Below are 14322 nucleotides of genomic sequence, written 5' to 3'. Positions count from 1 at the left end.
CCCGCGGTGACAGCGGCGCGACCCCTTGACGGGTACCTGTCGTCGGCTCACCATCACCGCATGCCACTGAGGGTGACGTTCGTCGCCGCGGCGCGCGGTGCCCCGCCGTCCGCCGAGCGCTTCCAGGACGACCGGCCGCTGGACCAGGGCGGCTGGGACGACGTGCGGCGCGTCGCCGCGGAGCTGCTGCCGCTGGCCGCCGCCGAGCTGCGCTACTGCTCGCCGACCCCGCGCAGCCGGGCCACGGGCGACGCCCTCGGGTACGCCCCGCTGGTCCAGCTCGCGCTGCGGGACTGCGACATGGGCCGCTGGCGAGGGCTGACGCCGGCCGAGGCGATGGCCCGCGAACCGCAGGCGGTGGACGTCTGGCTCGCCGATCCGCGCTCCACCCCGCACGGCGGCGAGTCGCTGCTGGCGTTCATCTCCCGGGTCGGCGGCTGGCTGGACACCCGCCCGGCCGACGGCGGCGGCCGGATCGTCGCGGTGGCCGAGCCCTCCGTGATCCGGGCGGCCCTGGTGCACGCCCTGCGGGCGCCGTCCTCGACCTACTGGAACCTCGACGTGCGCCCGCTGTCGACGATCACGGTCACCGGCCGCTCCGGCCGCTGGAGCCTGCGCTTCGACGCGGTGCGGTCTCAGCCCTCGCGGGCGTAGTCGGTCCGGAGCACGAGGTCCTTCGCCGGACCGCCGACCCGCCACACCGTGCGCCAGTGGCCGGCGTCCCGCACGGTGAACTCGCCCCGGTAGAGGTCGGCCGCGCACGGGTGGTCGGCGACATACCGTCCCGTGGTCAGGTCCAGCTCGTGGAAGGGCCGCCCGTCGGCGAACCGCACGTCCGCCCGGCCCGGCGCCGGACCCGGCAGGAACAGCAGGGTCCGGGTGGCCGGCCGCGCCGTCCCCCGCCAGGTGAAGGTGCCGGACTCCTCGTGCAGCAGCCCGCCGCCGTCCCGCGGGGCGAAGACGGTCGTCCCCGTGAAGTGCCCCTCGTCCCCGCCCGCCAGGTCCCGCACGCTCCGCTCCACGCGCCAGCGCCCGGCCAGGTGGGCCAGGAGGTCGGGCACCGGCCAGTATGCGTCCATCACCGCGCCTTTCGCTCCGGTCGGCACTTCCCCGGCCGAGCTTACGGGCGGCCTCGCCCACCCCATTGACGTGCCCACGTCCCTTTCCTATCGTGCGTTCGAAGTACTGACCAACGTCCGATATTCCGAACAACTCTGAGCCGCGGAGTACCCATGTCACGCACCGCCCGCCAAAGACTCGGCCTGGGAGTGGGCGCCCTCCTGCTCGCCACGGCCGCGCTGCCCGCCCCGGCCCACGCCGAGGACACCGCCGACTACGCGATCACCGTCGACCCCAGCGCCACCGGGCCCGACATCGGCAAGACGATGTACGGCGTCTTCTTCGAGGACATCAACCGCGCCGCCGACGGCGGCCTGTACGCCGAACTCGTCCAGAACCGGTCCTTCGAGTACTCCGCCGACGACAACGCCTCCTACACCCCGCTGACCGCCTGGACGGTCTCCGGCACCGCGCGGGTCAGGAACGACTCCGGCCGTCTCAACGACCGCAACCGCGCCTACCTCTCGCTGGACGCCGGCTCCTCCGTCGCCAACAGCGGCTACAACACCGGGATCGCCGTGCGGTACGGCGAGAAGTACGACTTCTCGGTGTGGGCCCGCGCCGAGGCCGGCGGCGCGCTCACCGTCACCCTCCAGGACGCGGACGGCCCGCTCGCCACCGCCCGGCGGATCACGGTGGGCCGGGGCGGCTGGGCCCGCTACCAGGCCACGTTCACCGCCACCCGCACCAGCACCACCGGCCGGCTCGCCGTGGCCGCCGGCACCGCCACCGCGCTCGACATGGTCTCCCTGTTCCCGCGCGACACCTACCGGCACGAGCCCAACGGCCTGCGCAAGGACCTCGCCGAGAAGGTCGCCGCCCTGCACCCGGGCTTCGTCCGCTTCCCCGGCGGCTGTCTGGTCAACACCGGCTCCATGCAGGACTACAGCGCGTCGTCGGGCTGGCAGCGCAAGCGCGCCTACCAGTGGAAGGACACCATCGGCCCGGTCGAGCAGCGCGCCACCAACGCCAACTTCTGGGGCTACAACCAGAGCTACGGGCTCGGGTACTACGAGTACTTCCGGTTCGCCGAGGACATCGGCGCCATGCCGCTGCCCGTCGTACCCGCCCTGGTCACCGGCTGCGGCCAGAACCAGGCCGTCGCCGACGACGCCCTGCTCCAGCGGCACATCCAGGACACCCTCGACCTGATCGAGTTCGCCAACGGCCCGGCCACGAGCCGGTGGGGCGCCAAGCGCGCCGCGATGGGCCACCCCAGGCCCTTCCACCTCACCCACATCGAGGTCGGCAACGAGGAGACCCTCCCCGAGGAGTTCTTCGCCCGCTTCCAGCGCTTCCGCGCGGCGATCCAGGCCAAGTACCCGTACATGAAGGTGCTCTCCAACTCCGGGCCGGACGACTCCGGGACCACCTTCGACACGGCCTGGAAGCTCAACCGGGACGCCCGGGTCGACATGGTCGACGAGCACTACTACAACAGCCCGCGCTGGTTCCTGCAGAACAACGACCGCTACGACTCCTACGACCGCTCCGGGCCGAAGGTCTTCCTCGGCGAGTACGCCTCCGAGGGCAACGCCTTCCGCAACGGCCTCGCCGAGGCGGCGTACATGACCGGTCTGGAGCGCAACGCGGACGTGGTCGCCCTCGCCTCGTACGCGCCCCTGTTCGCCAACGAGGACGCGGTGCAGTGGCGCCCCGACCTGGTGTGGTTCAACAACCACGCGTCCTGGGGCTCGGCCAACTACGAGGTCCAGAAGCTGTTCATGACCAACGTGGGCGACCGCGTGGTGCCGAGCACGGCCACCGGCACACCCGGTGTCAGCGGACCGCTCACCGGCGCGGTCGGCCTGTCCACCTGGAACACCGCCGCCGCCTACGACGACGTGCGGGTCACCGGCGCCGACGGCACCACCCTGCTGGACGACGACTTCTCCGGTGACGCGGCGCGCTGGACCCACACCGGCACCGGCGCCTGGACCGTCCGGGACGGAGAGTACGTCCAGAGCGACGACACCGCCGAGAACACCATGGTCCAGGCCGGCGACCCGGCCTGGCACGACTACGACCTGCGGGTGAAGGCCACCAAGAAGTCCGGCAAGGAGGGCTTCCTCGTCGCCTTCGGCGTGCAGGACACCGGCAGCTACTACTGGTGGAACATCGGCGGCTGGAACAACACCCAGTCCGCCGTCGAGCAGACCGCGGACGGCGGCAAGTCCACGCTGCTCGCCAAGGCGGGCTCGGTGGAGACCGGCCGCGCCTACGACGTCCACGTCAAGGTGCGCGGCCGCCAGGTCACCCTGTACCTCGACGGCGAGGAGTGGGGCCACTTCACCGACGACAAGCCGGCCGAGCCGTTCCGCCAGGTCGTCACGCGGGACACCCGGACCGGTGAGCTGATCCTCAAGGTCGTCAACGCCCAGCCCGCCGCCGCCCGTACGGCCATCGACCTGGGCGGCGCGAAGGTCGCGTCCCGGGCGAAGGCGACCACGCTCGCCGCGGCGCCGGACGCGGTGAACACCGAGACCGCCACGGCGGTCGCCCCGCGGACCTCCGTCGTCACCGGCGTCGCCGGCCGGTTCACCTACACCTTCCCGGCCAACTCCGTCACCTTCCTGCGGATCAGGCAGCGGTAGCCTCCGGCGCGGTCCGCCGCCCGGACGGCGGACCGCGCACGGCCGGACCCGCGCACGGCCGGACCCGCAGACCCGCGGACCCGCGGGCGTGCTCAGGCGCCGAAGTACCGCTGGGCCTCCCGCACGCCCGCCACCAGCGCGTCGATCTCCTCCGGGGTGTTGTAGACGTAGAAGCTGGCCCGGGTGGTCGCCGGGATGCCGTACCGCTTCACGATCGGCCGGGCGCAGTGGTGGCCGACGCGGACCGCGATACCCCGCTCGTCCAGCACCTGGCCGACGTCGTGCGGGTGGACGCCGTCCACCGTGAAGGAGACGGCCGAGCCGCGGCCGGCCGGCCCGGCCGGGCCGACCACGCGCACGCCCGGCACCTCGGCCAGCAGCTCCAGGGCGCGGGCGGTGAGCGATTCCTCGTACGCCGCGACCTCCGCCATGCCCAGCCGCTCCAGGTACTCCACCGCCGCCGCCAGCCCCACCGCCTGCGCGGTCATCGGCACGCCCGCCTCGAAGCGCTGCGGCGGCGGCAGGAAGGTGGTGCGGTCCATCTCCACGATCTCGATCATCGAGCCGCCGGTGAGGAACGGCGGCAGCTCCGCGAGCAGCTCCGCGCGGCCCCACAGCACGCCGATGCCGTTCGGGCCGAGCATCTTGTGCCCGGAGAAGGCGAGGAAGTCCGCGCCCAGCTCGGCCACGTCGACCGGGCGGTGCGGCACCGACTGGGCGCCGTCCACGACCACCAGCGCGCCGGACGCGTGGGCCCGGTCGGCGAGTTCCCGGACCGGGTTGAGGGTGCCGAGGACGTTGGACTGGTGGGTGAGGGCGAGCACCTTGGTGCGCTCGTCCAGCAGCTCGTCCACCCGGGTCAGATCCAGCCGGCCGTCGTCGGTGAGGCCGAACCAGTCCAGCGTCGCGCCCGTCCGCGCGGCGAGCTGCTGCCAGGGGACCAGGTTCGCGTGGTGCTCCATCTCGGTCACCACGATCCGGTCGCCGGGCCCCACCCGGCCGGCGTGGCCCAGCGCGTACGCGACGAGGTTGATGCCCTCGGTGGTGTTCTTGGTGAAGACCACCTCGTCGTCGGCGGCGCCGACGAACCGGGCGACCGTGTGCCGCGCCTGCTCGTACGCCTCCGTCGCCTCGCCCGCGAGCTGGTGCGCCCCGCGGTGCACGGCCGCGTTGCGGGTGAGGTAGAAGTCCCGCTCCGCGTCCAGCACCGGCAGCGGCTTCTGGGTGGTCGCCCCGGAGTCCAGGTAGACGAGCCGCGCGCCGCTCGCCACCGTCCGCTCCAGGATCGGGAAGTCCTCGCGCAGCGCGCCCACGTCGAAGGCCACGACAGCTCACCTCTCACGCTTTCGTCTTCGGTTCTCCGTGAGGCACGCTAGGCCATTCTCACGGAGAACCGCAAGAAATACCATGAGCGGTGTGGATAACGAGTCACCTGTGTACCTGCATCAGCTCCCGGTCCCCGGCGAGGACCAGTACGTCTCGCTGGCGCTGGTCAACACGCTGTTCACCGTCAGCCACGGCGAGGTGGACCTGCTGGACGGCGCCGAGGCCGCGCACCTGTGGCTGGTCAGGCACGCCCTGCTGCCCGACAAGGTGGCCCTGAACGGCAGGCAGTCCGGCCGGCTGCGGGCCCTGCGCGAGGCGCTGCGGCTCCTCTTCGCCGCCCGTGCCGCCGGGGCCCGGCCGCCCGGCGACGCCCTGGACACCCTGAACGCCACCCTCGCCGCCGCCCCCGCCACCCCCCGGCTGGCCTGGGGCACTGACGGCCCGCGCCGCGCCGACGTCCCCGATGCCGGCAACCCGGCCGCCGCCGCGCTCTCGCTGCTCGCCGAGGACGCCGCCGACCTGCTCACCGGCACCGACGCGGCCCAGCTCACCGAGTGCGCCGCCCAGGGCTGCGCCCGCTGGTTCCTGCGCTCCCACGGCGCCCGCCGCTGGTGCACCACCAAGTGCGGCAACCGGGTCCGCGCGGCCCGGGCCTACGCGGCCAGGAAGGCCAGTTCACCCTGAGCACACCCGCCGGATATCCAGAGTTTCCCGGCCGGTCGGGAAATTCACCCGGTGTTTCCCGGGCCCGGCGGAATTCCCCTCGTTTTCCGGTGCGCACACAACCATCCGGAAACCCGTCCCGTCTAAGTCGGCGAATACACGGGGCACACATTCTGCGAGGTCCGCCGAAATGCATCGCACCACACCGGCCGGCACTCCCGGCACGGCCCGCGGGAACGCGGCGCCGCACCCGGACGGGAACCGGCTGTGAAAGGGACGTCCCGGCCCGGCCGGGCCGCCGGCCTGCTCGCCGCGGCCCTCGCGGCCACCGCCCTGTGCGCGGGCGACGTCCTCGCCCGCAGCTACCCCTTCGGCCCGCGCACCCGCGCCGTCAACGACCTGGGCAACCAGTTCGTGCCCTTCCACGCCCACCTGTGGGACCTGCTGCACGGCAGGTCCGCCGGCGGCCTCCTCGTCAACTGGCAGTCCGGGTACGGCGCTTCCTTCCTGCCCGACCTCGGCACCTACCTCGGCAGCCCGTTCGCTCCGCTGGTGGCGCTCTTCCCCCGGGACGAGATCGACCTCGCGGTGTACGTGATCACCGTCCTGAAGATCGCCTCGGCCGCCGCGGCCATGGCCTGCCTGCTGCTCGTCCTGCGGCCCGGCCGCTGGTGGGCGGCGGGCCTGCTCGGCGCCTCCTACGCGCTGTGCGGCTGGACCGTCGCCGACGCCGACTACAACCCGATGTGGCTCGACGGCCTGCTCGCCCTGCCCCTGCTGTGCCTGGTCGGCGAATGGACGCTGGCAGGACGCCGGCGCCTGGCCGGCGTCCTGCTCGTCGCCCTCGCCTGGACGGCCAACTTCTACACCGCCTACATGGCCACCCTCGGCGCCGCCCTGGTGCTGCTGCTCCGGCTCGCGCTCACCCGGCCCCCGGCCCGGCAGGCCCTGGCCACGGCCGGCCGCGCCCTCCTCACCGTCGCCCTCGGCACCGGCCTCGCCGCCCCGCTGGTGCTGACCGTCTACTTCGGCACCCGGCACGCCTACCCGGGCCGGGTGCGGGTGTTCGCCCCGGTACCGGCCGAGGACGTGCTCGCCCGGCTGCTGCCCACGACGTACGGCTGGGGCTCGCCCGCCCTCTACGTCGGCACCACCGCGCTGCTGCTCGCCCTCGCCCTGCCCTTCCACCGGGCGGTCCCGGTCCGGGTCCGCGCGGGCTGGACCGCCCTGGTGCTCGTGGCGGTCCTGTCCCTCCAGTGGACGCCCACCCATCTGCTCTGGCACGCCTTCGCCACCCCGCAGGGCAGCCCCTACCGGCAGACCTTCGTCGTCTGCGGACTGCTCGTCATCGCCGCCTGGCACACCCTGTCCCACGGCCCGCCCGGCCCGCGCACCCTCGGCGCGGCGACCGCCCTGCTCGCCCTGATCGCCGCGCTCGCCGGCCGCAGCACCCTGATCCGGTTCTTCACCTGGCCCGTGCTGCTGCTCGCCGTCGCCGGCGCGCTGGGCGGGCTCCTGCTGCTGGCCCGCGCCGGCCGTCGGGCGGGACTCGCCGGGCTGGCCGTCGCGCTGCTGCTCGGCGCGCAGACCGGCGAGAGCGCCGCCACCTCCGCCGTCGCCACCCGGCTGCGCCTCGCCCACCTGGACGACTACGCGCCCTGGGGCGAGCGGCAGGAACGCGAGTCCGCGCTGATCGCCGGGGCCGACGACTGGCCCCGCTACCGCACCGAACCCGGCCGCCAGCAGACCGTCGGCAACGACCCGCTGCTGGTCGGCGGCGAGGGCGCCCAGTACTACAGCAGCCTGACCTCCGACGTCCTCAGCCGCACCCTGACCGCGCTCGGCGGCGGCTGGACCTCGCGCGGCCGCAGCGTGCAGAGCCTGGACAACCCGGTCACGGACGTGATCTTCTCCGTCGGCGCCCGGGTGCACTCCCCGCCCGACCCGCACCAGAAGCACGCCCCGCCCGCCGACGGCCCCGCCACCGTGACCCGGCGGGAGGTGCCGCCCCTGGTCACGGTGCGGCCCGCGCCCGGTACCCGCCCCTTCGGCCCGTCGCCGTACCGCAACCAGGAGACGCTGCTCGGCAGCCGCGTCTACACCGTGCCCCGCCTCGCCGTACGGGACGACCACGGCAGGCCGCTGCCGTCGCGCCGGGTCGGTTCCGGCGACGCCCTGGCCCGCCCGGTGATCACCGCCCGCTGCCCGGCGGGGACCGAGGTGCAGCTATGGGCCCCGCACTACGCCGGCACCGCCCGGCTCGAAGGCACCGCCACCACCGCCCTGTTCAACGCCAGGGAGGGGCGCAACCGTGCCGCCATGGCACCGCTCGGCACCGCGCCCGCCTCCGGCCGGCTGGCCATCCGCCTGACCCCGACCCGGCCCGGCGGCATCCCGCCCGGCGCCGTCGGCTGCCTGGACACCGGACGGCTGCGCACCGCCGCCGCGCGCCTGACGGCCACCGGCGCCACACACGTGAGCGTCTCCGACGGCACGGTCCGGGCCGCGCTGCCCGCCGGCAGCACCGGCGTCGCGGTCCTCGCCGTACCCCGCATCGCCGGCTGGCGGTGCGCGGCGGGGGACGGGCCGGCCCGGCCGGCGGGGGACTACCACGGCCTGGTCGCCGTACCGCTCGGCACCGCCTCGACCAGCCTGACCTGCACCTTCCATCCGCCCGGCCTGCGGCTGGGCACGGCGGTCGGGGCCGCCTCGCTGCTCGTCCTCGCCGCGCTGACCGCCGCCGGCGCCGTCCGCCGCCGACGCGCCCCGGCGCCGCCCACGACCACATCACCGCGCGAGCGGACGACCGCCGCTCTCTGATCGCGCCCAGGGGGAAACCACCATGCTGATATCCATCGTCGCGCCCTGCTACAACGAGGAAGACGTCGTCGCCCGCTTCCACGAGGAGGTCCAGAAGGTCGCCGAGGAACTGCTGCCCCTCGGCCACGACACCGAGTTCGTGTACGTGGACGACGGCAGCCGGGACCGCACGCTCGCCGTCCTGGAACGGCTCGCGGAGCACGACTCCCGGGTGCGCTACGTCTCCTTCAGCCGCAACTTCGGCAAGGAGGCGGCCCTGCTCGCCGGACTGCGGCACGCCTCGGGCGACGCGGTGATCGTCATGGACGCCGACCTCCAGCACCCGCCGGCGCTGATCCGGCGCATGGTCGACCTGCGCGAACAGGGCCACGACCAGGTCATCGCCCGGCGCAGCCGCACCGGCGACCGGCTCACCCGGACCCTCACCGCGCGCCTGTACTACCGGCTGGTCAACCGCCTGGTCGACGTGGAACTGACCGACGGCGTGGGCGACTTCCGGCTGCTGTCGCGCCGGGTGGTGGACGCGGTGCTGGCCCTGACCGAGTACAACCGCTTCTCCAAGGGCCTGTTCGCCTGGGTGGGCTTCCCGAGCACCACCTTCGAGTACCGCAACGCCGCGCGCGAGGCCGGCCGCAGCTCCTGGAACCTGCGCGGCCTGCTCAACTACGGCCTCGACGGCCTGCTGTCGTTCAACAACCGCCCGCTGCGCGCCGCGCTCTGGCTGGGCGTGTCCCTGCTGCTGTGCGCGGGCCTCTACACCGCCTGGATCGTGGGCGCGGCCCTCGTCAACGGCGTCCAGACCCCGGGCTACGTGACGATCATCACCGCCGTCACCGCCCTGGCGGGCGTGCAGATGGTCATGCTGGGAGTCATCGGGGAGTACACCGGCCGCATCTACTACGAGGTGAAGGGGCGTCCGCACTTCCTGGTCAAGGCGACCAACGTGGAACGGACGAAGGATCTCATCCCCTGATGCGGCAGATTCTCACCTTCGGCGTGGTGGGCGTCGTCAACACGGCGACCTACTACTGTCTTTACCTCTTCTTTCTCACTGCTTTTCCCTATCTGGCCGCGCACCTTCTGGCATTCGCGCTCAGCATGATCGGGTCCTTTTTCCTGAACGCCCGCTTCACCTACCGGACGCGGCCCACCTGGCGGAAATTCCTGCTCTTCCCGCTGACCAATCTCACCAACTTCGCGCTCACCACGGCCGGGGTGTACCTGATCGTGGACGTCCTGCACGCCGGCAGCCGCTTCGCGCCCCTGCTCGCCTCCGCCGCGGCCATCCCGGTCACCTTCGTCGTGTCCCGCTGGGTGATGCTTCCCAAGACGATTGCATAAACGTGCAGCGAAACGTATAGTCATGCCATCCAGAGGAGGGTGGACATGGCAGTACGTGCGGCGGTGGCCGGAGCGAGCGGATACGCGGGCGGAGAACTCCTGCGCCTGCTCCTTGCGCACCCCGAGATCGAGATCGGTGCCCTGACCGGCAACTCCAACGCCGGGCAGCGGCTGGGCGCGCTCCAGCCGCATCTGCTGCCGCTGGCCGGGCGGGTGCTGGCCGAGACCACGCCCGAGGCCCTCGCCGGGCACGACGTGGTCTTCCTCGCCCTGCCGCACGGGCAGTCGGCCGCCGTCGCCGAGCGGCTCGGCCCCGACGTCCTCGTGGTCGACATGGGCGCCGACTTCCGGCTGAAGGACCCGGCCGACTGGGAGACCTTCTACGGCTCCCCGCACGCCGGCACCTGGCCCTACGGCCTGCCCGAGCTGCCGGGCGCCCGCGCCGCGCTGACGGGGTCCCGGCGCGTCGCGGTGCCCGGCTGTTACCCGACCGCCGCCTCCCTCGCCCTGTACCCGGCCTACGCGGCCCGCCTCGCCGAACCGGAGGCGGTGATCGTCGCCGCGTCCGGCACCTCCGGCGCGGGCAAGGCGCCCAAGCCGCACCTGCTCGGCAGCGAGGTCATGGGCTCGATGTCGCCGTACGGCGTCGGCGGCGGCCACCGGCACACCCCGGAGATGATCCAGAACCTCAGCGAGGCGGCGGGCGAACGCGTCTCCGTCTCCTTCACGCCGACCCTCGCGCCGATGCCCCGCGGCATCCTCGCCACGTGCAGCGCGAAGGCCGCCCCCGGGGTGACGGCGGACTCCGTGCGCGCCGCCTACGAGAAGGCGTACGCCGACGAGCCCTTCGTCCACCTGCTCCCCGAGGGCCAGTGGCCCGCCACGGCGTCCGTGTACGGCTCCAACGCCGTCCAGGTGCAGGTCGCCCACGACGCCGCCGCGGGCCGGGTCATCGCGATCAGTGCCATCGACAACCTGACCAAGGGCACCGCGGGCGGTGCCGTCCAGAGCATGAACATCGCCCTGGGTCTTCCGGAGACCCTCGGGCTTTCCACGATCGGAGTCGCACCGTGAGCGGGGCTCACCGCCCGGCGGCAGCCGGGGGAGCGCGCGCGGCCGCCGGGCCGCGGACGACGACGATGGCCGCACCGCTGCACCGCACGGGCGGAGAAGCGAACGAGGAGATGCAGTGAGCGTCACGGCAGCCAAGGGATTCACGGCGGCGGGCATCGCCGCCGGGATCAAGGAGAACGGCAATCCCGACCTGGCCCTCGTGGTCAACAACGGTCCCCGCCGTGCCGCCGCGGGCGTCTTCACCTCCAACCGCGTCAAGGCGGCCCCCGTCCTCTGGTCCGAGCAGGTCCTCAGGAGCGGCCAGGTCTCGGCCGTCGTCCTGAACTCCGGCGGCGCCAACGCCTGCACCGGCCCGCAGGGCTTCCAGGACACCCACGCCACCGCCGAGAAGGCCGCCGAGGTGCTCGGCCGCGGCGCCATCGAGGTCGCCGTCTGCTCCACCGGCCTCATCGGCGTCCTGCTGCCCATGGACAAGGTGCTCAAGGGCGTGGAGACGGCCGCCGCCGCGCTGAGCGAGCACGGCGGCGAGAAGGCCGCCCTCGCCATCAAGACCACCGACACCGTGCACAAGACGGCCGTGGTCTCCCGGGACGGCTGGACCGTCGGCGGTATGGCCAAGGGCGCCGGCATGCTCGCCCCCGGCCTCGCCACCATGCTGGTCGTCCTCACCACCGACGCCGACCTCGGCGGCGAGGTGCTGGACAAGGCCCTGCGCGCGGCCACCCGGGTCACCTTCGACCGGGTCGACTCCGACGGCTGCATGTCCACCAACGACACCGTGCTGCTGCTGGCCTCCGGCTCCTCCGGCATCACCCCGGAGTACGACGTGTTCGCCGAGGCCGTGCGCCAGGTCTGCGACGACCTCGGCCGGCAGCTCATCGGCGACGCCGAGGGCGCCAGCAAGGACATCAAGGTCGAGGTGGTCAACGCCGCGACCGAGGAGGACGCCGTCGAGGTGGGCCGCTCCATCGCCCGCAACAACCTCCTGAAGTGCGCGATCCACGGCGAGGACCCCAACTGGGGCCGCGTGCTCTCCGCGATCGGCACCACGCGGGCCGCCTTCGAACCGGACCGGCTGAACGTCGCCATCAACGGCGTCTGGGTCTGCAGGAACGGCTCGGTCGGCGAGGACCGCGAACTGGTCGACATGCGCTACCGCGAGGTCCACATCACCGCCGACCTCGCCGCCGGCACCGAGACCGCGACCATCTGGACCAACGACCTGACCGCCGACTACGTCCACGAGAACAGCGCCTACTCCTCATGACCTCCACGCGCAAGCACACCGCGCTGCCCAAGGCCCAGATCCTCATCGAGGCCCTGCCCTGGCTGACCCGGCACAACGGCAAGACCGTGGTCATCAAGTTCGGCGGCAACGCCATGGTGGACGAGGACCTGAAGGCCGCGTTCGCCCAGGACGTGGTGTTCCTCCACCACGCCGGCCTCAAGCCGGTCGTCGTGCACGGCGGCGGCCCGCAGATCAGCGCCGCCCTCGACCGGCACGGCATCGTCAGCGAGTTCAAGGCGGGCCTGCGCGTCACCACCGACGAGGCCATGGACGTCGTACGGATGGTGCTGGCCGGGCAGGTGCAGCGTGAACTCGTCGGCCTGCTCAACCAGCACGGGCCGCTCGCCGTCGGCCTCACCGGCGAGGACGCGCACACCATCACCGCGACCCGGCACACCCCGGTGATCGACGGGGAGCGGGTCGACATCGGGCGGGTCGGCGAGATCACCGGGATCGACACCGGCGCGATCGAGGCCCTGCTCGCCGACGGCCGCATCCCGGTCGTCTCCTCGATCGCCCGCTCCGAGGACGACGGACACGTCTACAACGTCAACGCCGACACGGCGGCCGCGGCGCTCGCCGCGGCGCTGGGCGCCGAGACCCTCATGGTCCTCACGGACGTCGAGGGCCTGTACGAGGACTGGCCGGACTCCGACGAGGTGATCAGCCGCCTCACCGCCTCGCAGCTGGAGAAGCTGCTGCCGGACCTCGGCTCCGGCATGGTGCCGAAGATGCAGGGCTGCCTGCACGCCGTGCGCAACGGCGTGACGACCGCCCGTGTCATCGACGGCCGGGTCCAGCACTCGATCCTGCTGGAGATCTTCACCGACGAGGGCATCGGCACCATGGTCGTGCCCGACGAGCACGAGGGGAACGCACAGTGACGGGCAACCAGGAGCTGGCCCAGCGGTGGCAGGGCGCCCTCATGGACACCTACGGCACCCCGCGCCTGCCTCTCGTGCGGGGCGAGGGCACCAAGGTGTGGGACGCCGAGGGCCGGGAGTACCTGGACTTCGTCGGCGGCATCGCCACCAACGCGCTCGGCCACGCCCACCCCGCGGTCGTCGCGGCCGTCAGCGATCAGATCGCCTCCCTCGGCCACATCTCCAACTTCTTCATGGCCGAGCCCACCGTGGCCCTCGCCGAACGGCTGCTGCGCCTCTTCGGCCGGGAGGGCCGGGTCTTCTTCTGCAACTCGGGCGCCGAGGCGAACGAGGCCGCCGTCAAGATCGGCCGGCTCACCGGGCGCACCCACATGGTCGCCACCGAGGGCGGCTTCCACGGCCGTACCCTGGGCGCCCTCGCGCTCACCGGCCAGCCCGCCAAGCGGGACCCGTTCCGGCCGCTGCCCGGCGAGGTCACCCACGTGCCCTACGGCGACGCGCAGGCGCTGGCCGCCGCGGTCACCGAGGAGACGGCCCTGGTGGTCATCGAGCCGATCCAGGGCGAGAACGGCGTCGTCGTGCCGCCGGCCGGCTACCTGAAGGCCGCCCGCGCGATCACCGCCGCCACCGGCGCCCTGCTGGTCCTGGACGAGGTGCAGACCGGCATCGGCCGCACCGGCACCTGGTTCGAGTACCAGGCCCACGAGGGCGTGCTGCCCGACGTCGTCACCCTCGCCAAGCAACTGGGCGGCGGGCTGCCGCTCGGCGCGACCGTCGCCTTCGGCCGGGCCGCCGACCTGCTGCGCCCCGGCCACCACGGCACCACCTTCGGCGGCAACCCGGTCGCCTGCGCCGCCGGACTCGCCGTGCTCGACACCATCGAGGCCGAGGGACTGCTCGACCACGTCAAGCGGCAGAGCGCCAGGCTGCGGGAGGGAATCGAGGCGCTGGACCACCCGCTGACCGGTCACGTCCGGGGCTCGGGCCTGCTGCTGGGTATCGTGCTCACCGGGCCGTACGCGCACGAGGTGCAGCGGGCGGCCCAGGAGGCCGGGTTCCTGGTGAACGCGCCCGCCCCGGACGTCGTACGGCTCATGCCGCCGCTGAACCTCCGCGACGACGAGGCGGACGCGCTGCTCGGGGCGCTGCCCGGCATCCTCGACGCAGCGAGCCCCGTGGCGGGGAACGAACGATCCGGAGAATGAGCACGATC

Annotated in this window: 12 protein-coding genes; 10 read left to right on the top strand and 2 right to left on the bottom strand. The window is 73.2% G+C overall.

All coding sequences use genetic code 11. The features are described from left to right. Positions 1-60: 60 nt before the first annotated feature. Positions 61-654 carry a histidine phosphatase family protein gene (locus tag ACZ4SV_RS20895; RefSeq protein ID WP_468005952.1) on the top strand — a complete coding sequence of 198 codons (594 nt, stop codon included), beginning with the start codon at positions 61-63 and terminating at the stop codon, positions 652-654. On the opposite strand, the gene ACZ4SV_RS20890 is transcribed toward ACZ4SV_RS20895, so the two are convergent. After that, entirely contained in the window at positions 636-1079 is a 444-nt protein-coding gene (locus ACZ4SV_RS20890) for a DUF6314 family protein (protein ID WP_397936976.1), read from the bottom strand. The genes ACZ4SV_RS20895 and ACZ4SV_RS20890 overlap by 19 nt on opposite strands. A 153-nt stretch (positions 1080-1232) precedes the next feature. Here ACZ4SV_RS20890 and ACZ4SV_RS20885 point away from each other — a divergent pair, with 153 nt between their 5' ends. After that, on the top strand, positions 1233-3713 hold the full coding sequence (locus tag ACZ4SV_RS20885; RefSeq protein ID WP_468005951.1) for an alpha-L-arabinofuranosidase C-terminal domain-containing protein: 2481 nt from the start codon (positions 1233-1235) through the stop codon (positions 3711-3713). 92 nt (positions 3714-3805) lie between these two features. Here ACZ4SV_RS20885 and ACZ4SV_RS20880 read toward each other — a convergent pair whose 3' ends face one another. Further along, positions 3806-5038 (bottom strand): cysteine desulfurase, encoded by a 1233-nt coding sequence (locus ACZ4SV_RS20880; RefSeq protein WP_365877246.1) that lies wholly within the window; start codon positions 5036-5038, stop codon positions 3806-3808. Between the two features lie 82 nt (positions 5039-5120). Here ACZ4SV_RS20880 and ACZ4SV_RS20875 point away from each other — a divergent pair, with 82 nt between their 5' ends. The 8 genes from ACZ4SV_RS20875 to ACZ4SV_RS20840 all read left to right on the top strand — a co-directional run bounded on the left by ACZ4SV_RS20875 (position 5121) and on the right by ACZ4SV_RS20840 (position 14314). Beyond that, entirely contained in the window at positions 5121-5723 is a 603-nt protein-coding gene (locus ACZ4SV_RS20875; RefSeq protein ID WP_468005950.1) for an ABATE domain-containing protein, read from the top strand. 246 nt (positions 5724-5969) lie between these two features. Then, on the top strand, positions 5970-8522 hold the full coding sequence (locus ACZ4SV_RS20870; protein ID WP_468005949.1) for a YfhO family protein: 2553 nt from the start codon (positions 5970-5972) through the stop codon (positions 8520-8522). A 22-nt stretch (positions 8523-8544) separates the two neighbouring features. Beyond that, positions 8545-9495, top strand: a complete 951-nt coding sequence (locus ACZ4SV_RS20865) for a glycosyltransferase family 2 protein (RefSeq protein ID WP_365877240.1) — start codon at positions 8545-8547, stop codon at positions 9493-9495. Next, a complete protein-coding gene (locus ACZ4SV_RS20860; RefSeq protein ID WP_365877238.1) occupies positions 9495-9863 on the top strand; it encodes a GtrA family protein in 369 nt (122 codons plus the stop codon). The genes ACZ4SV_RS20865 and ACZ4SV_RS20860 overlap by 1 nt, the downstream gene beginning before the upstream one ends. A 45-nt stretch (positions 9864-9908) precedes the next feature. Continuing rightward, positions 9909-10937 carry an N-acetyl-gamma-glutamyl-phosphate reductase gene (gene argC / locus ACZ4SV_RS20855; RefSeq protein WP_365877237.1) on the top strand — a complete coding sequence of 343 codons (1029 nt, stop codon included), beginning with the start codon at positions 9909-9911 and terminating at the stop codon, positions 10935-10937. Between the two features lie 115 nt (positions 10938-11052). Further along, positions 11053-12204, top strand: a complete 1152-nt coding sequence (gene argJ / locus ACZ4SV_RS20850) for a bifunctional glutamate N-acetyltransferase/amino-acid acetyltransferase ArgJ (RefSeq protein ID WP_397946575.1) — start codon at positions 11053-11055, stop codon at positions 12202-12204. Beyond that, positions 12201-13109 (top strand): acetylglutamate kinase, encoded by a 909-nt coding sequence (gene argB, locus ACZ4SV_RS20845; protein ID WP_468005948.1) that lies wholly within the window; start codon positions 12201-12203, stop codon positions 13107-13109. The genes argJ and argB overlap by 4 nt, the downstream gene beginning before the upstream one ends. A 41-nt stretch (positions 13110-13150) precedes the next feature. Then, a complete protein-coding gene (locus tag ACZ4SV_RS20840) occupies positions 13151-14314 on the top strand; it encodes an acetylornithine transaminase (protein WP_365877266.1) in 1164 nt (387 codons plus the stop codon). Positions 14315-14322 lie beyond the last annotated feature (8 nt).

This window comes from Streptomyces sp. NPDC027672 (assembly GCF_055566335.1).
This window is presented reverse-complemented; position numbering and strand designations above follow the sequence as displayed.

Coding starts and splice junctions, on each gene's coding strand:
- ACZ4SV_RS20895 (WP_468005952.1), top strand. CDS start 61: ATGCCACTGAGGGTGACGTTCGTCGCCGCGGCGCGCGGTGCCCCGCCG.
- ACZ4SV_RS20890 (WP_397936976.1), bottom strand. CDS start 1,079: ATGGACGCATACTGGCCGGTGCCCGACCTCCTGGCCCACCTGGCCGGG.
- ACZ4SV_RS20885 (WP_468005951.1), top strand. CDS start 1,233: ATGTCACGCACCGCCCGCCAAAGACTCGGCCTGGGAGTGGGCGCCCTC.
- ACZ4SV_RS20875 (WP_468005950.1), top strand. CDS start 5,121: ATGAGCGGTGTGGATAACGAGTCACCTGTGTACCTGCATCAGCTCCCG.
- ACZ4SV_RS20865 (WP_365877240.1), top strand. CDS start 8,545: ATGCTGATATCCATCGTCGCGCCCTGCTACAACGAGGAAGACGTCGTC.
- ACZ4SV_RS20860 (WP_365877238.1), top strand. CDS start 9,495: ATGCGGCAGATTCTCACCTTCGGCGTGGTGGGCGTCGTCAACACGGCG.
- argC (WP_365877237.1), top strand. CDS start 9,909: ATGGCAGTACGTGCGGCGGTGGCCGGAGCGAGCGGATACGCGGGCGGA.
- argB (WP_468005948.1), top strand. CDS start 12,201: ATGACCTCCACGCGCAAGCACACCGCGCTGCCCAAGGCCCAGATCCTC.
- ACZ4SV_RS20840 (WP_365877266.1), top strand. CDS start 13,151: ATGGACACCTACGGCACCCCGCGCCTGCCTCTCGTGCGGGGCGAGGGC.